Genomic DNA, 21,562 nt, shown 5'->3' on the forward strand with positions numbered 1-21,562 from the left:
GGGTTACTCCGGAAAATGGCTGACGATGATGAACATGACAGTGCCCACCAGGGTCACGATGAACGAGTAGGAAAACATCGACAGTGCGAACGGCTGCATCAGCATGAACACCCCGAGCGCGATGAGGATCGAAGCGACCATCTCCCATGCGCCGCGCCGGAACCCGCGCAACCCCTTGATAAATTCGGTCATTTGCGAACAGCTCCGAATGTGATGCCACGCAACAGGTGTTTGCGAAGGACAATCGTGAAAATCATGACGGGAACGAGAAACAACGTTGCACCCGCAGCCACGGCCGGCCAGTCCTGGCCGCCGACGCCGATGATCGTGGGAATGAAGGGTGGTGCCGTCTGGGCTGTGCCGGAGGTCAAAAGAACGGCGAAGGCATATTCGTTCCAGGCGAAGATCAGGCAGAAGATCGCTGTCGAGGCAATGCCGGTCATGGCTTGCGGAAGGACGACCTTGTAAAAGGCCTGAAAGCGGGTGTAGCCATCGATCAGCGCCGCTTCCTCGTATTCGATCGGGATTTCGTCGATAAAGCCCTTGAGCAGCCAGACCGCCAGCGACAGGTTGACCGCCGTGTAGAGCAGGATCATGCCGAGATGGGTATCGTTGAGGCCAAGCGAGCGGAACATCAGGAAGATCGGGATCGCCACGGCAATCGGTGGCATCATGCGCGTCGACAGGATGAAGAACAGCAGGTCATCCTTGAGCGGTACCTTGAAGCGGGAGAAGGCGTAGGCGGCGGCAGTGCCCAAGACAATGCACAGCACGGTCGAACCGAAGCCGATGATGATCGAATTCCAGAACCGTTCCATGAAGCGCGACGGGCCGGCGATGATAAAGCCATCCTTGCGCACGATGCGGTCGTACCAGGTCGTCGGTTCCCCAAGGGCTTTGACGTCCTCCTCCGTTGCCCGCGTGCGGGTGGTGAAGAGGTTCACATATCCTTCGAGGGTTGGCGAAAAGAACGTTTTGGGCGGATAGGCGATGGCATCGGAGGGCGACTTGAAGCTTGTTCCGATGATCCACAGGAGCGGCAGGATCGTGATCAGGGCGTAAAGGACCACAAGCGTTCCCGCGAACAATTTCTGGCGACCCGAAGGTTCTGTTACGGAATAGCTGCTCATCTCTGTTTCACCTTGTTCAGGGCTTTGACGTAGATCGATGCGAGACCGAAGACCGTCACGAAGAGGATGACCGCGTAGGCGGAGGCATAGCCCGTGCGCCATTTTTCGAAGGCTTCGCGTTTCAGGTTGATGGACGTCAGCTCAGTGGTCGACCCGGGACCGCCGCCGGTCAGCTGCACCACGAGGTCGAACATCTTGAAGTTTTCAATGCCGCGGAAGAGGATCGCCAGCATCAGAAACGGCAGGACCAGAGGAATTGTGATCGTCCAGAACTGCCGCCATTTGCTGGCCCGGTCGCATTCCGCCGCTTCATAGATGCTGCCAGGGATGGACCGAAGCCCCGCCAGGCAAATCAGCATGACGAAAGGCGTCCACATCCAGGTATCGACGATTACGATGGCCCATGGTGCCAGCGGCACGTCGCCGATCATCGAAAAGGCGGACGGGTCGGCTCCGGTCAAGAACCCCACGGCGTAATTGAACAGGCCGATCTGCGGCTGGTAGAGAAATGTCCAGAAGTTGCCGACAACCGCCGGGCTCAACATCATCGGCAGCACGATGATCGTCGTCCACATGTCGTTGCCGCGAAATTTCTTGTTGATCAGATAGGCCAGCGCGAAGCCAATCAGAACCTGGAGGACGATCGTCCAGATCAGGAAATGGGCCGTTGCCTGCATCGTCAGCCAGACGTCCGAGTCTGTCAGGATATTGATGTAGTTCTTGAGGCCGACGAAACTGACCTCGGCATTCGGCCGATTGACCCGAAAATTGGTAAAACTCAGCCGGATTGTCCATATCAACGGAAAGATGTTGACGGCGAGCAACAGGAAGATCGACGGTGCCACGAAAAGCCAGGCAATGGCCCGATCCGAGAGCCCTTGGATGCGTTTGGCAACGACTGGTGGCGTTGCGCGTGCCGCCCGTTCGATCGATGAATCGAGCATAGTAGTCCCCTAATTCATAAGCAGATTGGTTCGCAGGACCGGCTAAAGAGCGCCGGTCCTGCACAGACATCTGAAGCCGCGAGGAGGTACGCGGTCAGCGTCTAGTATTTGCCTTCGTCGTCGAAGATCTCGGTCCAATCGGCAGCCAGGCCGTCAAGCGCTTCCTTGGCCGTGCCCTGACCGGCGACGACGTAGTTGTGGAAGCGTTTTTGCGAGGCCTGTAGGAGCGAGGCGTAGGACGGTTCCGCCCAGAAGTCCTTCACGATTGCCATGGAATCCAGAAAGGTCTGCGCGTAAGGCTGGCTCGTGGCAAAGCCGGGGTCTTCAACGACCGCGCGCAATGCGGAATAGCCCCCCAGCTGCCACCATTTGGCCTGGATATCGGGCTGAGCGAACCATTTGATATATTCAAGGGCAGCATCTTGCTTGTCTGATGCTGCGACCACGGAGATGCCCTGGCCGCCCAACTGCGCGAACTGCACGCCGTCGGGGCCGGCCGGATTCGCGAAATAACCAGACTTGTCGCCACCGACTTTGGGATCGGCATGGATGCCGGGCCAGGTGAAGGCGAAGTTCATTTGCAGGGCAACCTGGCCGGACTTGTAAGCATCGATGTTCTCGGACATGTAGGCGTCGGACGATCCGGGAGGAGCGCAGCAATTGTAAAGCTCCTTGTAGAATTCCAGACCTTTCACGGACTTGTCTGAATTGACATACCCTTCGAGCTCATAGGGCTTGTCCGGATTCTGATATTCGAAGCCGAAGCTGTAGAGCACGTCCATCGCGCCCATTGTGATGCCCTCGGATCCGCGCTCGGTATAGATCGCGGCGCCGTAAACCTTGTTGCCGTCGATCTCGCGATTCTGGAAAAACGCGGCGATATCTTTGAGTTCTGCGAACGTCTTCGGCACGGCAAGATCGCGGCCGTATTTCTGCTTGAATTCCGCCTGCAGTTCAGGGCGAGAGAACCAATCCTTGCGATAGCTCCAGCCAACGACGTCACCGAAGGCAGGCAGCGCCCAGTAGTTCGGCGAACCCTTCGGCCACTCGGCATAACCTGTAACGGTCGCCGGGATGAAATCGCTCATCTTGATGCCTTCCTTGCCAAAGAAGTCATTGAGCTTGACGTATTGGCCGTTTTCCGCCGCGCCGCCGATCCACTGGCTATCGCCGATCATCAGGTCGCAGAGCTTGCCGCCGGAATTCAGCTCATTGAGCATACGGTCGGCGAAGTTCGGCCACGGCACGAATTCGAAACTCATCTTGTGGCCGGACTTGGCCTCGAAGTCCTTGCTGAGCGCAACAAGCGCATTGGCCGGATCCCAGGAAGCCCAGCACAGCGTCAAATCCTCGGCCTGCGCCGGCGCGGTTGCGCCCAGCGTCAAAAATGCGGTTGCAACACCGGCGCCAAACGCCGACTTCAAATATGAAACTGTCATGGAAATCTCCTCCAGCGTGACACTCCGACCTCCATCGGTCCGTGCCTCGCGCTCTCAACGAGTTGCGACAGACTCGAAGATTCGCCCTCCTTGGAGCGACCCTCCCCTCCAGCGTCGGCGCACTCCTCTGGCCGCTGCTGTTGTCAATCATATAACTGAGGTGCGCACCTCAGTGCAAGGTTTTTTTGAGGTGCGCACCTCAATTTCTTGCTTTTTCGCTTGTGCTGTTGGAAAAGAGGCGGTGGGCGGCAACAGGAGGATGGTGAAAAAAGATGATGCGACCGACGGCGAAAGACCTGGCGGAAGCAGCCGGATTGAGTTTGGCGACAGTCGATCGCGTTTTGAACGACCGGCCGAATGTCAGTGCTGGAGCCGTACGAAAAGTGAACGAAGCCATTGAACGAATTGGTTTTTTTCGCAATCCGGCGGCTGTTGTCCTGGCTCGCAACAAGCTCTACCGCTTTCGCTTCGTTCTCCCAAGCAAAGGCGATCAATATCTTCTGGAGCTGCTGCAACGTGTTCGGGAGGCAAGTCAAACGCTCAAATCCGAGTTGACGGAAATAACCGTCGATCAAATTCCAACGGACGATCCGCATCAGCTTTCACGGCATCTGGCCTCGATCGAACACGAAGAGGTGGATGGCGTCGCCGTCATGGCGCCTGAGTCACCACAGGTGCGCGACGCGCTCAGCCGGCTGATGCTGCGCGGCATTCATCTGGTCCAGTTTTTGTCCGGACAGGAAAAGTTGGAAACTGCAGACTTTGTTGGCGTTGACAACTTCGCAGCCGGTGCAACAGCGGGCAAGATCATTGGCCGGTTCCTCGGCCGGCAAGTCGGCAAGATCATGATCGTCGCGGAAACCATGGTGGCGCGCGACAGTATCGAGCGCCGCCGCGGCTTTGACAGCATCATCAATCAGCAGTTCCCTCACCTGACGAACCTGCCGTCGCTCGAGACCTATGGGGATGAACGGCGGGCGGCGGCGATTATACGGCAAGTCATGGAACATAATCCGGATATCAGGGCCGCTTATGTCATGAGCCCGGAAAGCCGCGTGCCTGTTACGGCGATCAGGCAGCGTATGGACGCGCAAAAGATCGTCATCGTTGTCCACGAACGCACGCCCTTCAGCGAAGAAGCTCTCCGCAACGACCAGATCGATACCATTATTGCACAGGACCCCGGGCACGCGGTGCGCAGCGCCATCCGCATCATGCGCGCTCGCACCGATGAGCGCGAGCCGATCGCGTCGCAGGAAAAGATCCGTATTGAGGTCTTACTCAAGGAGAATTTGTGATCGAGGGATGCGAGGGTGCCACTCTCTTGTGGCGTCGAACATCGCAACGCGACAGGTAGCATCCGCCTATCTGAAGACGATCGCCGAACAAGGATTGCTTCAAGAAATAGAGGTCGGCCGCGAAAATCTCAATGTTAAGCCGGCCTTGCTTTCGCTCCTGTCGAAATGCCCAGCTGATCTTTGCCCGGACCGGACGCAGGGAGCAGTCGCCCGGCGACAAAGGTCGCCAATCGACGCCAAGAACTGGGCTGGACGACGCTTCCTGGTGAGTTTCTGCTTGAAACCCGTGGGCCGGGCTTGGTCCCTAGCCGCGCTGAACCGCTAGGAAAACAGCTATAATCAAGAGCAGGAACAGCCCGGCTGCGGCCGCCGCTATGCCCAGGACAGCGAACCATGTCTGCGCGCTAAGAAGGCTTGGTCGCTGGCCGTCAGCCTTCTTCGTGCCGAGAAACGCCAAAGTTCCGAGGAGAACCGGCGTGCCTCCTCCAACGACCATCGCCATTGCGCCTTCCGGAGCAGTGGTTTGCCAGATCATTCCGAACAGGTAAATGCCGGCAATCGTCCCAACGATGAGGGCGCCAAAAATCAGAAGAATGCGCATTGCGACCCTTTCGACGACCAGACTTTGAAAGAGTCTACGCGAAAAAGATTTGGAGCGGCACTGTCGGTGTGGACCGCGATTTTCGCGGCGCTTCTGCTGGTCATATTGTCCAGCTTTGCACCGCAGCAGATTGACACCCGTGTCAGGATCAAGACAGGATCCTCTATCTCTTCAAAGGCCCACTTGCGCGGCGAGAGTCTGCCCGCGCATAACGCTTCAGGGTTGACCGGGCATTCGAAGTTGACGTCAATGGTGGCCACGGGTGACGAAGGTGCCGGAACGAATTCACTGGTTTGAGATACCCAAAGACACCTGGTACGCGGCAATTTTTGCACTGAGAGACCAAGGATGGTCTCTCGATATGGGTGGCGGTCTCGACCATTCATGGGCGGTGCTTGAACGAGACGGCATTCGCATAGAGATGGAATACGATATCTGGAGCGAGGGAGAGATGGTCGTAGCCGCCGGTGACCTAGTGAAATTGAGAGCCAATTTTCCAACGACAGTACTTGTGGAATTGGGATTGATTTGAGGGAGGCGCGGAAGGAGCCGTGGCCCAAGGAGCTCGCCTCCTCATTCGTTGGCTAGCGCACCTTGCGCCCTGTGGTGGCTCGCCCGGAACAGGGTTCGGGTATAGTCGTGCTGCATATCGCCGGAGCGCAATTGCGCGCGGGTCAGCGTTTCGACCGGGCGGGCGTTCTGCATCACCATCAGCCGGTCGCACATGTAGGAGATGACCGCAAGGTCGTGGCTGACGATCACGAAAGTCAGGTTCAGCTCCCGGCGGAGCCGGTTCAGGAGGTTGAGGATTTCGGCCTGGACCGAAACGTCGAGCGCCGAGGTCGGTTCGTCGAGCAGGAGCAAGCGGGGGGAGAGCGACAGAGCGCGGGCGATCGCCACGCGCTGCCGCTGGCCGCCGGACAGCTCGTGCGGGAAGCGGAAACGGTGCGCAGCCGTCAGGCCGATCATTTCCAGGAGCTCGACTGTGCGGGCGTCGACGTCCGACATGCGGTTGATCCACATCGGCTCGGCGATCGCCCGGCCGATTGTGTAGCGGGGATGGAGTGAGGCGTAGGGATCCTGGAACACCATCTGCGCCACGTGCACCAGATCTCGCCGTCGCCCCTTGCGCGGGTCGATGCCCCCTATGCGGATATCGCCGGTCCAGCGGGGCGTAAGGCCCATGAGGGTGCGCAGCACGGTCGACTTGCCCGATCCGCTTTCGCCGACGAGGCCGAAGCTCTCGCCGGCTGCCACCGACAGGCTGAGGTCTTGGACGGCCACCGCGCTGCCGAAATGGACGCTGAGATTGTCGATCCGGATCATGCACGCACCTCGTTCCAGCTTGCGTCCCGCTCCAGGGTTGGCAACGGCGTCAGCGGCCCGTCGATGGCCGGCAGGCAGGCGATAAGCCCCCGCGTATAAGGATGCTTCGCTTCGTGCATCCGTCGCGCATCCAATGTTTCGACGACCTGACCGGCATACATGACCAGCACCCGGTCGCAGAAGCGCGAGACGAGGTTGAGGTCGTGACTGATGAAGATCAACCCCATCCCGCGGCGTTGGACAAGCTCCTCCATGATCTCCAGCACCTGGGCCTGCACCGTCACATCGAGGGCGGACGTGGGCTCGTCGGCGATCAGCAGCTCCGGTTCGCGCACCACCATCATCGCGATCATCACGCGTTGGCCCATGCCGCCGGAAAGCTCGTGCGGGTAGAGATCGAACACCCGCTCCGGCGCACGGATGTGCACGGCTTCCAGCACCTCCAGCACCTTCCTGCGTATCGCCGCGCGGGGCAGCGAACGATCGCCGAGCCGGATGGCTTCCGCGATCTGCTTGCCGACGCGCATGACCGGATTGAGCGAGAATTTCGGGTCCTGCAGGATCATTCCCATGCGACTGCCGCGCAAGTGACGGCGCAGCCGCGGCGTGGCCGCCAGGAGATCGATGCCGGCAAAGGACATGGCCTCGGCCGACACCCGCGCATGGCCGGGTAGCACGCCCATCAACGCCCGACTGGAAAGGCTCTTACCGGAACCGCTTTCGCCGACGATGCCGAGCTTCTCCCGGCCGACACTGAATGACACGCCCTTGACCGCTTCGATGATCCCCCCACCCTCGCCGACAAAACCGACGCGCAGGTTTTCTACGTTCACAAGTGTCTCGCTCATGCGCGCCTCCTGAGGTGTGGATCAAGCAGGTCGCGCATGGCGTCCCCCAGAAGATTGAACCCGAGGCTGACGACGAAGATCGCAAAGCCGGGCATTGTCGCCACCCACCACTGGTCGAAGATGAACTTGCGACCGGTCGAGATCATCGCGCCCCATTCCGGTAGCGGCGGCTGCGCGCCAAGACCGATGAAGCCGAGCCCCGCCGCCGTCAGGATGATGCCGGCCATGTCCAGAGTCATGCGTACGATGACCGACGAAAGGCACATGGGAATGACGTGGCAGAAGACGATGCGGAATTCGGACCCTCCGGCAAGCCGCACGGCATTGACATAATCACTGTCGCGCACGACGAGCGCTTCCGCCCGCGCCAGCCGCGCATAGGGCGGCCAGGCGGTGAGCGTGATCGCGAGCGCCGCATTGACGATGCCGGGGCCGAGCGCGGCGACGAAGGCGAGCGCCAACAGCAGCTTGGGAACCGCCAGGAACACATCGGTTATGCGCATGAAGACCGCATCGACCCAGCCGCCGGACGTTCCCGCCACCGCGCCGATGACGAGGCCGATGGGGACCGATGTGGCGACGACCAGCCCGACGATCAGAAGGGTCAGGCGCGCACCAAAAAGGACGCGGGAGAAGATGTCGCGCCCCAGCTCGTCCGTGCCGAGCCAGTTCTCGCCGCTTGGCGGCGAGAGACGCCGCACGAGATCGGGCAGGTAGGGATCGTGCGAGGCGAGGAGCGGAGCGAAGACGGCGCTCAGCACCAGCACACCGAGGATGGCGAGGCCGAGCATGCCGAGCGGATTGCCCGCAAAGCGACGGGCGAACTGCCAGAATTCGCCGACGCGGGCCCGCCGCAGTTGGCGCCGGCTGTCGGCAAGGGCGAGGTTCGTTGCGGTCATGGTGGCCTCCTACCGGCGACGAAGGTTGGAGCGCGGATCGAGCATCTGGTACAGCACGTCCGAGATCATGTTGAGCAGGATGAAGACGGTGCCGACAAGCACCGTGCCGCCGAGAACGGCGTTGACATCAGCCCGGAAGAGCGACGAGGCGATGTAGTTGCCGATGCCCGGCCAGGCGAAGACCGTCTCGACGAGCACCGAACCCTCGAGAAGGCCGCCATAGGAGAGCGCGATGACCGTCACGAGCGGGATCGCGGCATTGCGCAGCGCATGGAGCATGACGGTCCGATACTCCGTCGCCCCCTTGAGACGGGCCGTCAGCACATATTCCCGCGATAACTGGTCGAGCATCATGGAACGCGTCATGCGCGAGATATAAGCGAGGCTGTAATAGCCGAGCAGCACGGCCGGCAGCACGATATGGCTCCACGCATTGGCGAAGACCTCCCATTCGCCGGCAATCAGCGAGTCGATCAGCAACGAGCCCGTAACCGGCTTGACGATCCCCTGGAAGAAGATGTCGATCTGCCCTGGTCCCGACACCCAGTCGAGCCTGGAATAGAAGACGAAGAGGCCGACCAGCCCGAGCCAGAAGATCGGCACGGAATAGCCGATAAGGCCGACGAAGCGTATGAGATAGTCCGGCCATCGGTCATGCCAGTAGGCGGCGGCGACCCCCACGGGTACGCCGACCAGCGTGCCGATCAGCAAACCGAGCGTCGCCAGCTCCAGCGTTGCCGGGAAGAAGCCGGCAAGGTCAGACAGCACGGGCCGATTGGTGACGAACGACGTACCGAAATCGCCTTGCGCGAGCTTGCTGGCATAGACAAGGAATTGCTGCCAGAGGGGCTTGTCCAGCCCCATTTCGAGGAAGACGCGCTGGTAGACTTCCTCGCTCGCCTTCTGGCCGACCACCGAGAGGACCGGATCGATCGGCACCATGCGGCCGATGCAGAAGGTGAGCGCCACGAGGCCGAGCAGGGTGATGCCCACGGTCACGAACAGGAAGAGTATCCGGCCGGTGAAGCCGAGAACCCGGTTGAAGAGAACTGCCGGCACGACCCACTCCGGTTTGATTGTTTGCGATCGACGCTCGGCCGCGAACCGGGACCGAATCCCATTCGCGGCCGAGTCCTGTTCGGACGTTTACTTGCTCACGTTCCAGTAGCGGTCGTCGGAAAAGGTCTGCCCCAGGACGAGGCCCTTGACCGAGCTGCGCACCCCGACCTTGCGGACTTGCTGGAACATGTAGAGGAAGGGCGAAGTGTCGGTATGGGCCTTCTGCATGACCTGATACATGGCCTGCCGCTTCTCCGTATCCTGCTCGCGAACAGCCGCCATCGCATCTTGCGACAGTTTTCCGGCATCCCAGCCGAAACGGTCGGCGAGACCGGTGGAGCCATCCGGCGCGTCCTTCTTGTTGACGGCGAAAGCCTTGGCGTTGGAATGCGGGTCGGGATAGTCAGGTCCCCATAGGCCGAACCAGATGTCGAGGCTTGCCGAGCGGTAGCGCTCCAGCCATTGCTGGCCATCGACCACCTCCAGATTGAGCTTGACGCCGGCCTGCGCCATGGTCGCCTGGATGGCCTGTGCGAAGTCCGTGTAGGGCGGCGTGTTCCAGACGACGGAATCCAGCGTGAACTCGCCGGAAACGCCGGCCTCGCCGAGCAGCTTCTTGGCCTTCTCGATGTCCGGCTTGTAGGGGTTGTAGTCGATCGCACCGAGGAATCCCTTCGGCACCAGCGTCTGGTGCACCTCCATCGTGCCGCGTGAGATCGTGTCGACGATACCCTGATAGTCGACGAGATACTTCAGTGCCTCGACGACCTTGGGTTTGGCCAGATACTCGTTCCGCACATTCAGGCCCATGTAGTAGATCGTGCCCGAACGGCCGTCGACGAAGCCGACATCCGCATTGTCCTCCAGCGCGCCGAAATCATCGGGGCCGAGCTTGTTGGCGATGTCGATGTCACCCTTTTCGAGCAGCAGGCGCTGGGCCGCGCTTTCCGGAATGTGCTGGAGGAAGATGCGCTCCAGCCCACCGGTTTCGCCGGCATAGTTCGGGTTGCGGGTCAGTAGGATCGATTGCTTCGGCTCCCAGCGCGTCAGCACATAGGGGCCAGAGCCGGCGGAATTTTCGGCCTTCAGCCATGCATTGCCGAAGTCGCCGCTGACCTCGTGCTCCTGCACAAGCTTGGAATCGACGATGCCGCCCACATAGGAAGACAGGCAGTAGTAGAGGAACGAGGGTGCATAGGTGTCGCCGATCTCGATGACCAGCGTCATGTCGTCGGTCGCCTTGATGCGTTCGTTGGCGTTTTCCGGCGTGAAGCCGAACTGGGTAAGGATGAAAGCTGAGCGCGACTTCATCTGGACCACGCGGCGCAGCGAATATTCCGCATCCTTCGCCGTCACCGGATTGCCGGAGGCGAACTTCAGCCCCGGGCGCATCTTGAACGTATAGGTCTTGCCGTCGGGCGAGGCCGTCCACGTTGCGGCGAGCACGCCGATGATCTTGCTGGAATCGTCGGGCGCGACGCTCACCAGCGGCTGATAAATCTGGTTCGCGGCGAGAACGCCGCCGAGTTCCGATACTTCACCAGGATCGAGCGTGATGATGTCGTCGATGGTGTCGGCCACGACGAGCGTGTTCTTCGGCGTTTCGGCCAGCGCATGAGTCGTCGCCAGCGCCAGCGCCACCATCGCTCCGCTTACCAGTCTTTGTACGCGCATGTTTCCTCCTTCAGCCGGCCAGGATTTCACCTGGTGCCGTCTGCTCCCGTGTTATTGTTCTGGAATTGCATTCCCGCGCAGCTGCACGGGCCTTGATCGTCCCACCTTGCGGGCTGGCCCTGTCACGAGGCATGAACCGGCAAGGCGGCGTTCACCGGATCGGGCGACCTCCACCTCCCGCTCCGGTACTTTAGTCACGCTAAAGTTTATGATGGTCGGTTGTCAATCGCCTTCGTGAGAATTTCGTCTGAAACAATCTCGAAACGACCACCTACAGCGCCGCGCGTCTTATTAGAGGCGCAAAGGTCGCTGTAGCACTTTGAATTGCCGCATGTTTTTAAATCGAACAGGATTTCAGGAAACATGCAGTAAGGGCCAGTCACCGCTCCGGTATGATCCGCGTCGTTCCGACCCATAGTTCCCTCGCCTCGCCGGGACCGACATTGCAGGCGCGATGCGGCAGCGAGGCGGGAAAGTGCAGCGTGTCCCCCGCCGTCAGTCGGTATTGCCTGTCACCGATCTCGTAGAGCATCTCGCCCTCGATCAGATACAGGAAATCCTCACCTTCGTGACGCGTCAACTCGGAGACATAGCCGGGTGGCATGTGCGTGATGCAGCTGTTGAGCCGAGCATCGGGAAAGCCGCGCTGCAACAGTTGATATACCCGCTCCTCCGCCTCGATGCTGTAACCGTGCCGTTCGCTGGCATGCGAGACCATGGAATAGGTGGGATGTGGTACCTGCTGCAGAAAGGCCTCCACGCTGGCGCCGAGGGCAGAGGCAAGGTTGTAGAGCGAAATCAGCGACGGCGTCGAAAGACCGCGCTCGATCTGGCTGATGAAGCCCTCGCTGAGCCCAACCTCAAACGCGACCTGTCGCATCGTCTTGCCGATCTCCTTGCGCCTTTGCCGAAGCGCGCGGCCAAGTGAAACGGCGGGCGGAAATTGTGGAGAAATGAGGAACTGCCCGTCGCCCTTCTGCCGCGTCACCCGTTCGTCGAAGCTCATATCGTCTTTCCGCTTTGTCCTGATTTGAGGAAAAACTTTAGCTTCACTAAAGTCACCTGCGCAAGCCAAAACGACATGTGGCCGCATTCGACAATCATTCACGCGGGATTTCGCGCAGGTTTCATGCCAACAAGACAGGCGCCTGGGCTAACAGCCGATCACTCCCCGCGACCCATGCGCGCGCGCCGTAACAGCCTTTGCTCAGCGGCTTTGGGCGGTGGAACGGTCCCAACACGCGCTCTCGTTCAGTCTACTGAATGCCTGTTCATCGCAAGATTTGATATTTTTTTATCGTCCATATTGACCAATGTTGGATTACTAACATACTCTCACCCGAACAAGCCCGACTACCACCAAAAACAATCGACGCTGGGAGGCGCGGAAATGGGAACAGCAACAAGACTACCGCTCGTTGCGGCAACTTTATATCTAGGCGCTTCGGTCTTGGCCGTTCATCCGGCGTCGGCTTCCGAACTCATCAGGATCGTATCCCCGTACAAGACCACGACGCTCGACCCGTTGCGCTCTGCCGCGGCGGGCAACATCGAGACATACGGCCAACTCTATGCGCGCCTTGTGCAGCGCAACACCGCAAACGGCGAACTTGAAGCAGGACTGGCTGAAAGCTGGGATATTTCGGAGGATGGCCGCACTTATACATTTCGCTTGCGGGACGCAAAGTTCTCGAATGGCACAACCATCACGGCCGATGACGTCGTGTTCAGTCTGTCGCGCATCCACGATGACAAGCAGTCAGCCTATCCCGCCCCGCTCGGTGCAGTGGTGACCATCACGGCATCTGACCCCAAGACGGTGGTGATTAGACTGAAGTCTGCGTTCGCACCATTCCTGGGCAATCTCGAAATTTGGAACATGGGGATTGTTTCCAAGGCTGACGTCGAGGCTCAGGGCGCGGAGAAGGCTTTCAGCAGCGCGCCAGTGACATCGGGCCCGTACGCCGTCAAGGAATGGAAGCCGAATGATAAGCTCGTGCTGCAACCCAATGAGCACTATTGGCGCAGCGGCTATCCAAAATCGGACGCGATCGTCGAACTGAAAGAAGTTGCCTCTCCTGAGACGCGAGCGGCGATGTTGAAGGCCGGCGAGGCTGAAGTGGTGCGCGCAGTACCGTGGGCGCAGATTGATGACCTGAAGGCAACGGACAGCATTGATATGCGGCTCGAACCTTCGACCACGATCTATATGACGTTGATGAACCACAAGCGCGAGCCGTTTTCAAACATGAAGGCAAGGCAGGCCGCAGCCTATGCGATTGACAACAAAGCAATGGCAAAAGCGATCACGCGGGGTTACGCAGAACCCGCCAACACGACCCTGCCAGGCAGTATCGATTTCCACGACAAGGACAACCCTGGCATCCCCTTTGATTCTGCGAAGGCAAAGCAGTTACTGATTGAGTCTGGAATGTCCGGACACGAGGTGAAGATCCTCGCCACATCGGGCGCGACCGAGCAGCAGATGGCGTTGCTGTTGCAGGCACAGTGGCAGGCCATCGGACTGAAGCCAGTCATTGTAAACGTTGACTCCGGCGCTTGGTGGGATGCAACCGCCAAGGGCGACTACGATGCGGCGGCAAACTGGTGGTATAACGAGACGCCCGATCCCGATCTGGCTGTTCGCTGGGCAGTCTGCGGCACTTGCGGCTCCAACTCCTACAACACCTTCTACGCCAACCCGAAGGTCGACGAGTTGGTTGCGCAGGGCACCATGGAGACCGATCTCCAGAAGCGAGCGGAGATCTATAAGGAGATCCAGAGGATCACGACCGAAGAGGTGTCTCAGATTCCTCTGTTCTATGCGCCGAACGCGGTCGCCTACTCGAAGAACCTCGAAGGCATCAAGCTTACCCCCTCCCTCCAGTGGACCCTCGAAGATACGACGGTCGCCAAGTAGATGAGATCAGGCGGGGCGGCGGCGCTTTGGTGTGCTGCCCTTCCCTCTCACCGGAGGAACCAGATTGAACTTTCTGTCACTCATATCGCGGCGCATGCTGCAGTTGCTTGCCGTGATGGTCGGGATCAGCATCGTCACCTTCCTGCTGCTGCACCTCGCGCCCGGCGATCCCGCCCGTCTCCTTGCAGGCGACCGTGCGAGCCCCGAAACGATCGCGGCCATTCGTTCGCACTATGGTTTGGATCAGCCACTCTGGCGGCAGTACCTGACCTACACCATCAATCTACTTGGAGGTGACATCGGTCAATCATTGCGATTCCAGCGGCCGGTAAGCGAACTCATTTTGCAGTTCATGTGGCCAACCTTGTTCCTTACGGGTTACGTCGTGACACTGGCCGTTCCGCCAACAATTGCGTTGGCGATCGCCAGCGCCCGCGAACCAGGAGGTGCCGCCGACCAGACCATTCGGATCATCGGCATCATCGGCCTCACCATTCCGGTTTTCTGGCTGGGTATCATGATGTCGCGCTTCTTCGGTGTTTCGTTGGGATGGTTTCCTGTTTCAGGCTACGGCGAGACCTTTGCCGAGCATCTGCACCATTTGTTTCTGCCTGCGATGTCGACGGCGATCTGGCTTGTTCCGGTGCTGACCCAGAGTCTCCGCGCTGCGCTGATCGAAAAGACCACGGCCGACTTCGTAACCGCGGCGCGTGCTCAAGGTGCAAGCGAGCGGGAGATCTTCTGGAAAACCATCCTGCCCAACGCCGTTCTTCCGACGCTCAACCTTCTGGGCGTTATGGTCGCCTTCATGATCGGCGGAGCCATCATCGTTGAAACGGTCTACGCTATACCTGGCCTCGGCTCGCTGATGGTCGGCGCACTCCTCGGCCGTGACTACTATGTGGTGCAAGGGCTCACGCTCGTTTTTGCCTTCTCCACCGTATTCATGACGCTAGCCGTCGATCTTGTTTCGGCTTTGATCGATCCCCGAATCCGGCTCTGAGGTACCACAATGTTGAAATCACCTGCTTTATCAGGGATCGTTGCATTCACAACGCAGCTCTCACCGATGATGGTGCTGGCGATCGCCATTCTTGGCGGCTGGTTGTTCATCGCCTTGGCCGCTCCCCTGATCGCGCCATACGACCCGGACACGATCGACATCGCCAGTATGCTGACAGCGCCCAGTGCAGATCATTGGTTTGGAACCGATCAGGTAGGTCGCGACGTTTTCTCCCGTGTCATTTACGCAGCGCGCGTGGACCTGTTTCTTTGTGTCATCGGCGTCCTGCCTCCGCTTGTAATCGGCACCATCGTCGGGCTCTTCAGCGGTTACTTCGGAGGCATGGTCGATAGCGTCTTCATGCGGGTCTATGACCTTACGGTCGCCTTTCCATTTTTTGTCTTGGTTCTGGCTATCGTCGGCGTGATCGGACCGGGCCTCGTCAATTTTATCATCGCACTGACGATCGTCGGCTGGGTCAGCTACGCGCGTCTTGTCAGAGCTGAAGTCCTGACGGTTCGCGAAAGCGAATTCGTCCGCGCCGCCGAATGCCTCGGCTACCCGAGACGAGCGGTCCTTTTCCAACACGTTCTGCCGAACGCAATCGGGCCAGTCATTGCCTATGCCGTGAGCGACGCCGTACTTGTCATGCTGGCCGGGGCGAGCTTTGGCTATCTCGGCATGGGCGCTCAGCCGCCGCTCGCAGAATGGGGCGTCATCATTGCCGACGGACAGGCGTTCATCCAGCAAGCATGGTGGATCTGCCTCTTCCCAGGTCTCGCGGCAATTTCACTCGGACTGGGCTTCGCCTTTCTCGGAGACGGTCTCGGTCAATGGCAGCGTCGAGAGGTGGCCGCATGAGCATGGCAAGCAAGCTCTCACCATTGATGGAGGTTGAAAACCTGTCGATCTCCTTCGGATCCCTCGAGACTGTGAAAGGAGTGTCGTTTAGTGTCAATGCTGGCGAAATCCTCGGCATCGTCGGGGAAAGCGGGTCTGGGAAGTCCCTCACGTGCCGCGCGCTCATGGGCATTCTTCCCAGAACAGCAACAACAATGGGCGCTGTCCGGTTGGAGGGGCGAAGCCTCCTCGAACTTGGCGAGCCTGACTGGTGCTCGATCCGCGGCCGCGAACTCGGTATGATCTTCCAGAACCCCGCTTCACATCTCGACCCGCTCCGTCGCATCGGCAAGCAAGTCGCAGCACCGATGGTGCGGCATCTGGGAATATCGAAGCGCGAAGGAGAGCGGCGGACAATCCAACTGCTTGAGGATGTTGGCATCCAAGATGCGCACGCGCGATCGCGTTCTTATCCGCACGAATTCTCCGGCGGAATGAAACAGCGGGCCATGATCGCCGCTGCAATCGGCTGTGGACCGAAGCTACTGATCGCCGACGAGCCGACCACAGCACTAGACGTTACTGTCCAGGCGCGCATCCTTAAGCTTCTGCGCGATCTGAACCGAAATCGCGGCTTGTCGATCATCCTGATTTCTCATGATCTGGCCGCAATCGCCAGCACCTGCTCGCGCGTGATCGTCATGCGCAACGGAGAAATTGTTGAACAGGGCCCGACTGAGGAGATCATTAACCGCCCCAAAAGCAGCTACACACAGCTCCTGATCGCGTCGCAGCCAAACGGCTGGAGCAACACCGGTGATCCAGCGCCTGCATCGCGGTCCATCCCCCTGATCAGCGTTGACAAGCTTTCCGTGTCGTTCGTGCCGCGAGGCAATCTCCTAACCGGTTCGGCATCCAAACGAATCCCATTCCTTGCCCTGAACGAAGTCGATCTTCAGGTCAGCGCCGGAGAAACGGTGGGCATCGTCGGCGAAAGCGGATCGGGCAAGAGCACGCTCGCGCGGGCGATTGTACGGCAGAACAAGCCGAGCAATGGCGCGATCAGTTTCGATGGCAGCGATGTGCATGAGTTGAGCGGCGCGGAGCTCATGCGTTTCCAACGGCGCGTGCAAATGGTTTTCCAGAATCCGTACGACTCCCTCAACCCCCGAATGAGTGTCCGGGACGCCGTCGCCGAGCCGATATGGAGGCACGGCCTGTCAGACCGACGCTCGGCTCTAATGCGCGCAGACGACCTTCTGGAGATGGTCGAGCTGCCGAGGGCGTTGCGAGAGCGTCGCCCCCGACAGCTATCTGGCGGCCAATGCCAGCGTGTCGGCTTGGCCAGGGCACTCTCGCTAGAGCCAGAATTGTTGATCGCAGACGAAATCACGTCCGCTTTGGACGTGACAACACAGGCACAAATCCTGGAACTCCTGGGCAGACTTCAGCGCGAGCGGCAACTCGCATTGCTCTACATTTCCCACGATCTCGGCGTCGTCAACAGCATTTGCCAACGGGTCTATGTCTTTAAGGGAGGCAGGATCGTTGAGAGCGGCCCGACACAACAGGTCCTGAACAAGCCACAAGATAGCTACACCCGCGAGCTTGTCGGTTCAGTCACCCACCTAAAGCCCCATGCAAGACAAGGAATGTGCCATGCGCCTCGATGAGTACGTCACCTACGATGGCGTCGGCCTTGCGCAACTCTTGGCAAAGGGTGACGTAAGCCCGAGAGATTTGGGGCGGTGCATTACGAGCTCGGTGGCGGCAGTGAACTCAAAGATCAATGCCGTCATAGAACTGTACTCCGACGCCTTGGATTGCCTTCCGGAGAAGCCGGGCCCGGGCCCGTTCTACGGGATCCCGACACTGACAAAGGACTTTCCGGTCGAGGCGGGGCGCCCTGCCGAGTTCGGCAGTCGGCTTGCTGAGGGAAACCGGGCGACGCAGGACGCCGTTTATTGGGAACGACTTAGAAATGCGGGCCTGGTCAATGTCGGCCGTACGACCAGCTCGGAGTTCGGCGTGGCCGCAACGACAGAAACGCTGCTCTACGGCAACACCTCTAATCCATGGGATCCCAAGCGCGGCGTCGCGGGGTCAAGCGGCGGTGCGGCCGCGGCAGTTGCAGCGGGCATTGTGCCATTCGCGCAGGGCAGCGACGGTGGCGGATCGATCCGCAATCCCGCCTCCTTCTGTGGACTGATCGGGCTCAAACCCTCACGCGGGCGCATTACCGGATCTCCACGCGCCAACGCTCCGCTTCTGGGACTCGCCACGGCATTCATGTTGACAAGATCAATTCGCGACACGGCCCTCCTGCTGGATCTATCCAATGGCCCTGACGCTGGGGATGGATACGAGATTTGCAGGCCGACCAGCAGCTATAGCGAGACAATTCAGCGTCCGCCGAAGGGCTTGCGCATCGCACTCTGCACAGACTCCTGGTCGGGGTTCCAATGTGATCCCGAAGTCGTGAACGCTGTAAGAATGACGGCGGGACTGTTAGCTGCCCTTGGTCATCACGTCGTGGAAGCGCGGCCAGAATTCGACTACGCCGCGTTTCTCCATGCACAGAAAATCATCTGGGCAGCCGATAGCGCTTCGGGATTGTCGAAAATTGCAGAACACATGCAAAGGAAGCTCGGCCCTGAAACTGTTGGCACCACTGTCCTGGCCTTGCATCGCTACGGAACGACGCTTAGCGGCGCGGAACTGATCGGTGCGCTTGCCACTTATGACGATGTGACGCGCCAAATCGGCCGCTTCTTCAATCAATACGATCTCCTCTTGACGCCGACCAGCGCCATTCTGCCGGAGATCGTGGGGACATTTGACCCCGCGCGGCCGGAAATCGATGCGGACGATGTCTTCGCCGACCTCGAACCGAAGGAAACGTTTACAGCTCTTTTCAATGGCACTGGTCAGCCAGCAATCTCGCTTCCGACGGGAACATCCTCAGGCGGAATCCCTATCGGCAGCCAGCTGGTGGCCCGGTTCGGGCGCGAGGACTTGCTGCTTGCTGTCGGACGCCAGCTCGAAGAAGGTCTGGATCGTAACAACGGCATATGGGGGCAAGGATTTCCCCCTGTCTTTGCAGGTAGCATGCGGGAGTGATGACAGTGACATTTGCCAATGACGAAAGCTCGAACGAGGCTGGTGCGGAGAAGATCGACATTGAAGCGATCCTCCGCGCGCGCATGAACGAATTCTCTCCCTCGGAGCAGAGCCTCGCTGTCTACATGCTCGATAATGTTCAATTGTTGCCCTTTGAGACGGGCAGCACCATCGCGCGCGCAGTAGGCGTGAGCGAGATGACGGTGACGCGTTTCGTACGATCTCTTGGCTTTGAAAATCTTCGCGATCTGAAGAACCGGATGCGCAGCTCTGTTGTAGAGAGAGACGGAGAAGTCGATGACTACATGGCGCGTTTCCAGGTCCGCAACAGCCGACAACAGGAACTCCAAGAGAGCTTGAAACTCGAGCTGGACGCGATCGTGAAGGCGTATGGGCTGACTGCGACTGAACAATGGGATGAGGCCGCAACGCTTCTTGCCAAGACCCGCCACGTCTATGTCGTCGGATTCCAGGCGTCCAAAGGTTTGGCGATGGATTTCTCGAGCCGTCTGCTATGGGCGCGCCCAAACGTTCTCTTCGCCGACAACGCTACAGGCACCTTTGGCGAAGTCCTCTCAAGCGACCCCAAACAGAGCGTGGTTGTACTGGTTGATACTGCGGCCTATGCCGCCCGAGGGATCAAGTTGGCTGACAAGCTCAAGGCATTCGGAATTCCACTCATCATTGTGACCGACCGCTACAGTCATTGGGGCTTCACCTACACGCCGCTTGTCTTTGAGGGGCACACACACGTGAAAACCTTCTGGGACTCGACGGCGAGCCTTGGAGTGATCCTCAACCTCATGATCGACTCTGTGGCGGTGAAGCTCGGCCCCAAGGCGAAGCGCAATTTTGCGACAATGAGCGAGATGGGTCAGTTGTTCGGCGAGTTCGTCGGCGGATCGTACCTAAGGCGAAAAGACTAGTATTATCAAGGAAATGCGAAAGAAGTACTGATGACATCGAGCTCTACGCTAACCTTCCGTGATCCCAACAAACCCGGCGCACCCCTTGTCCCGCGGGCGGAGTGGGATCGCGCGCCGTGGAATCGCTGGACCTTCCAGAACGTGCGTTCGATCGTGCCCACAGCACAGGTCTGGCGAGGTCAGGGTGGACCAACGGAAATGCTCAGTGCGCATCAGGATATTGATCGCGTTGAGTTCGAGCTGGACGGGACCCGCCGGACGGTCGCTAACTTCATGCAAGCGCAGTATACCGACGCGTTTCTCGTTCTGCACCGCGGGAAAGTGGTCGCGGAGAGATATCTCAGCGGCATGACCGCCAGGACGCCGCACCTCTCGCAATCGGTGGCCAAATCCATTGTCGGCACCGTGGCAGGCATTCTTATCGAACGCGGTGAAATCGATCCGGCCGCTCCACTCACCCAGTATCTCCCCGAACTCGAAACCACAGCGTACCGGGGTGCTACCGTTCAGCATGTGCTGGATATGACCAGTGGCGTGGTATTCGACGAAACCTACACTGCCCACGATTCCCACATGGCGCAGTTGGATGTCGCAAGCGGTTGGAAAGACGGACATCAGCCAGACTGGCCGAAGAACGTTTGGGAATTGATCCTCACGCTAAAGGAGGCCGAATGCCCGCACGGGGCTTCGTTCCGCTATCGCTCTATCGAAACAGACGCACTCGCCTTCGTTCTTCAGCGGGTAAGCGGTCTGATGCTATCTGAGCTCGTAAGCCGCGAATTGTGGTCGCGTATGGGGGCTGAGGAAGATGCCTATTTCACTGTGGATCCCGCAGGCTATGCGCTTGGTGACGGCGGTTTCAATGCCACGCTGCGTGACTACGGACGCTTCGCATTGTTGCACCTCGGGCAAGGCAACATTGGTGGTCGGCAGGTTGTTCCCTCAAGATGGATCGAAGAAACTCGCCACGGAAAATCGTACCCACTTGGAGACAACTATTGCCAGACCTTACCGCGCGGCAGTTATCATAACCAGTTTTGGATCGAGGACCAGAAAAGACGCGCCTATATGGCACGCGGCGTGTTCGGTCAGTTGATCTATATCGACCCGGAAGGCGACTTCGCCGCTGTGATCCTCTCAAGTTGGCCACAGTTCCTCAGCACGGATCGGACGCGGACGGCACTAAGTGCGATACATGCCATCCGTGATGCCTTGAATTAAGTGCTCTCGGACGAGGGCAGCCCCGGCCGCATGGTAAGCGTTCTGATGGCCTTGGTCATCGTGCCCTTCGCGACGGCAAGCACGACTGTAGCGGCGGCTTCTTGCGCCGATTGTGTGCAACTCCACGATCGGCATCTTCATCACATTGCCAGCAGTCTCCCCTCGGCCGACGACGTCATTCGTCCATCAATCACGAGGCTGACATCCACGATCGACCCGTCTGCTTTGCGGTAGGGCGGATTACAAACTTGGCTGCCACAGGGGTGGCATCGCTTTTTTTGAGCCACTGCGCCTTGAAGCGCATTTGAGCGAAA

The 21,562-nt window shown here is 59.3% G+C and carries 21 protein-coding genes; 10 read left to right on the forward strand and 11 right to left on the reverse strand.

The window, feature by feature from the left end; translation table 11 throughout:
* Positions 1–3: 3 nt before the first annotated feature.
* The 4 genes from ASD02_RS22750 to ASD02_RS22765 form a co-directional block, all read right to left on the reverse strand.
* Positions 4–192: a hypothetical protein gene (locus tag ASD02_RS22750; RefSeq protein WP_025430285.1), complete on the reverse strand. Its 189-nt coding sequence runs from the start codon at positions 190–192 to the stop codon at positions 4–6.
* Positions 189–1,130 (reverse strand): carbohydrate ABC transporter permease, encoded by a 942-nt coding sequence (locus ASD02_RS22755; RefSeq protein ID WP_025430286.1) that lies wholly within the window; start codon positions 1,128–1,130, stop codon positions 189–191. Before ASD02_RS22755 ends, ASD02_RS22750 begins: the two co-directional genes overlap by 4 nt.
* Complete coding sequence (locus ASD02_RS22760; RefSeq protein WP_025430287.1) at positions 1,127–2,074, reverse strand: sugar ABC transporter permease; 948 nt, start codon at positions 2,072–2,074, stop codon at positions 1,127–1,129. The genes ASD02_RS22755 and ASD02_RS22760 overlap by 4 nt, the downstream gene beginning before the upstream one ends.
* 101 nt (positions 2,075–2,175) lie before the next feature.
* The gene (locus tag ASD02_RS22765) at positions 2,176–3,513 is read right to left on the reverse strand and encodes an extracellular solute-binding protein (RefSeq protein WP_057220071.1); all 1,338 of its coding nucleotides are present in this window, start codon (positions 3,511–3,513) and stop codon (positions 2,176–2,178) included.
* A 275-nt stretch (positions 3,514–3,788) separates the two neighbouring features.
* Here ASD02_RS22765 and ASD02_RS22770 point away from each other — a divergent pair, with 275 nt between their 5' ends.
* Positions 3,789–4,811, forward strand: a complete 1,023-nt coding sequence (locus ASD02_RS22770; protein ID WP_057220086.1) for a LacI family DNA-binding transcriptional regulator — start codon at positions 3,789–3,791, stop codon at positions 4,809–4,811.
* Positions 4,812–4,818: 7 nt separating this feature from the next.
* A complete protein-coding gene (locus ASD02_RS40620) occupies positions 4,819–5,136 on the forward strand; it encodes a hypothetical protein (protein ID WP_347376836.1) in 318 nt (105 codons plus the stop codon).
* On the opposite strand, the gene ASD02_RS22775 is transcribed toward ASD02_RS40620, so the two are convergent.
* Entirely contained in the window at positions 5,116–5,313 is a 198-nt protein-coding gene (locus tag ASD02_RS22775) for a hypothetical protein (RefSeq protein WP_156408447.1), read from the reverse strand. The genes ASD02_RS40620 and ASD02_RS22775 overlap by 21 nt on opposite strands.
* A 21-nt stretch (positions 5,314–5,334) precedes the next feature.
* On the opposite strand from ASD02_RS22775, the gene ASD02_RS38450 reads away from it, so the two are divergent.
* Complete coding sequence (locus ASD02_RS38450) at positions 5,335–5,709, forward strand: hypothetical protein (protein WP_156408448.1); 375 nt, start codon at positions 5,335–5,337, stop codon at positions 5,707–5,709.
* A gap of 276 nt (positions 5,710–5,985) precedes the next feature.
* Here ASD02_RS38450 and ASD02_RS22780 read toward each other — a convergent pair whose 3' ends face one another.
* From ASD02_RS22780 to ASD02_RS22805, 6 genes are all read right to left on the reverse strand, one after another.
* A complete protein-coding gene (locus tag ASD02_RS22780) occupies positions 5,986–6,738 on the reverse strand; it encodes an ABC transporter ATP-binding protein (protein WP_057207163.1) in 753 nt (250 codons plus the stop codon).
* Positions 6,735–7,586, reverse strand: coding sequence for an ABC transporter ATP-binding protein (locus ASD02_RS22785; RefSeq protein WP_057216941.1), 852 nt, complete (start codon positions 7,584–7,586; stop codon positions 6,735–6,737). The genes ASD02_RS22780 and ASD02_RS22785 overlap by 4 nt, the downstream gene beginning before the upstream one ends.
* Positions 7,583–8,485: an ABC transporter permease gene (locus tag ASD02_RS22790; RefSeq protein ID WP_057207161.1), complete on the reverse strand. Its 903-nt coding sequence runs from the start codon at positions 8,483–8,485 to the stop codon at positions 7,583–7,585. The genes ASD02_RS22785 and ASD02_RS22790 overlap by 4 nt, the downstream gene beginning before the upstream one ends.
* Before the next feature lie 9 nt (positions 8,486–8,494).
* The gene (locus ASD02_RS22795) at positions 8,495–9,544 is read right to left on the reverse strand and encodes an ABC transporter permease (protein ID WP_057220072.1); all 1,050 of its coding nucleotides are present in this window, start codon (positions 9,542–9,544) and stop codon (positions 8,495–8,497) included.
* An 87-nt stretch (positions 9,545–9,631) separates the two neighbouring features.
* Positions 9,632–11,218 (reverse strand): ABC transporter substrate-binding protein, encoded by a 1,587-nt coding sequence (locus ASD02_RS22800; protein WP_057220073.1) that lies wholly within the window; start codon positions 11,216–11,218, stop codon positions 9,632–9,634.
* 379 nt (positions 11,219–11,597) lie between these two features.
* The gene (locus ASD02_RS22805) at positions 11,598–12,224 is read right to left on the reverse strand and encodes a cupin domain-containing protein (RefSeq protein WP_057216935.1); all 627 of its coding nucleotides are present in this window, start codon (positions 12,222–12,224) and stop codon (positions 11,598–11,600) included.
* A gap of 384 nt (positions 12,225–12,608) precedes the next feature.
* Here ASD02_RS22805 and ASD02_RS22810 point away from each other — a divergent pair, with 384 nt between their 5' ends.
* From ASD02_RS22810 to ASD02_RS22840, 7 genes are all read left to right on the forward strand, one after another.
* Positions 12,609–14,138 carry an ABC transporter substrate-binding protein gene (locus tag ASD02_RS22810; RefSeq protein WP_057220074.1) on the forward strand — a complete coding sequence of 510 codons (1,530 nt, stop codon included), beginning with the start codon at positions 12,609–12,611 and terminating at the stop codon, positions 14,136–14,138.
* A gap of 64 nt (positions 14,139–14,202) precedes the next feature.
* Positions 14,203–15,141 carry an ABC transporter permease gene (locus ASD02_RS22815; protein ID WP_113567386.1) on the forward strand — a complete coding sequence of 313 codons (939 nt, stop codon included), beginning with the start codon at positions 14,203–14,205 and terminating at the stop codon, positions 15,139–15,141.
* A 9-nt stretch (positions 15,142–15,150) separates the two neighbouring features.
* Complete coding sequence (locus tag ASD02_RS22820; RefSeq protein ID WP_082555597.1) at positions 15,151–16,002, forward strand: ABC transporter permease; 852 nt, start codon at positions 15,151–15,153, stop codon at positions 16,000–16,002.
* The gene (locus ASD02_RS22825) at positions 15,999–17,654 is read left to right on the forward strand and encodes an ABC transporter ATP-binding protein (protein ID WP_107026992.1); all 1,656 of its coding nucleotides are present in this window, start codon (positions 15,999–16,001) and stop codon (positions 17,652–17,654) included. The genes ASD02_RS22820 and ASD02_RS22825 overlap by 4 nt, the downstream gene beginning before the upstream one ends.
* Positions 17,641–19,101: an amidase gene (locus ASD02_RS22830; protein WP_057207156.1), complete on the forward strand. Its 1,461-nt coding sequence runs from the start codon at positions 17,641–17,643 to the stop codon at positions 19,099–19,101. The genes ASD02_RS22825 and ASD02_RS22830 overlap by 14 nt, the downstream gene beginning before the upstream one ends.
* A gap of 5 nt (positions 19,102–19,106) precedes the next feature.
* Complete coding sequence (locus ASD02_RS22835) at positions 19,107–20,027, forward strand: MurR/RpiR family transcriptional regulator (protein WP_239637612.1); 921 nt, start codon at positions 19,107–19,109, stop codon at positions 20,025–20,027.
* A gap of 30 nt (positions 20,028–20,057) precedes the next feature.
* Positions 20,058–21,248 (forward strand): serine hydrolase, encoded by a 1,191-nt coding sequence (locus ASD02_RS22840; protein ID WP_057216928.1) that lies wholly within the window; start codon positions 20,058–20,060, stop codon positions 21,246–21,248.
* Positions 21,249–21,562 lie beyond the last annotated feature (314 nt).

The organism is Ensifer sp. Root1252, from assembly GCF_001425885.1.
Lineage (GTDB): Bacteria > Pseudomonadota > Alphaproteobacteria > Rhizobiales > Rhizobiaceae > Ensifer > Ensifer canadensis.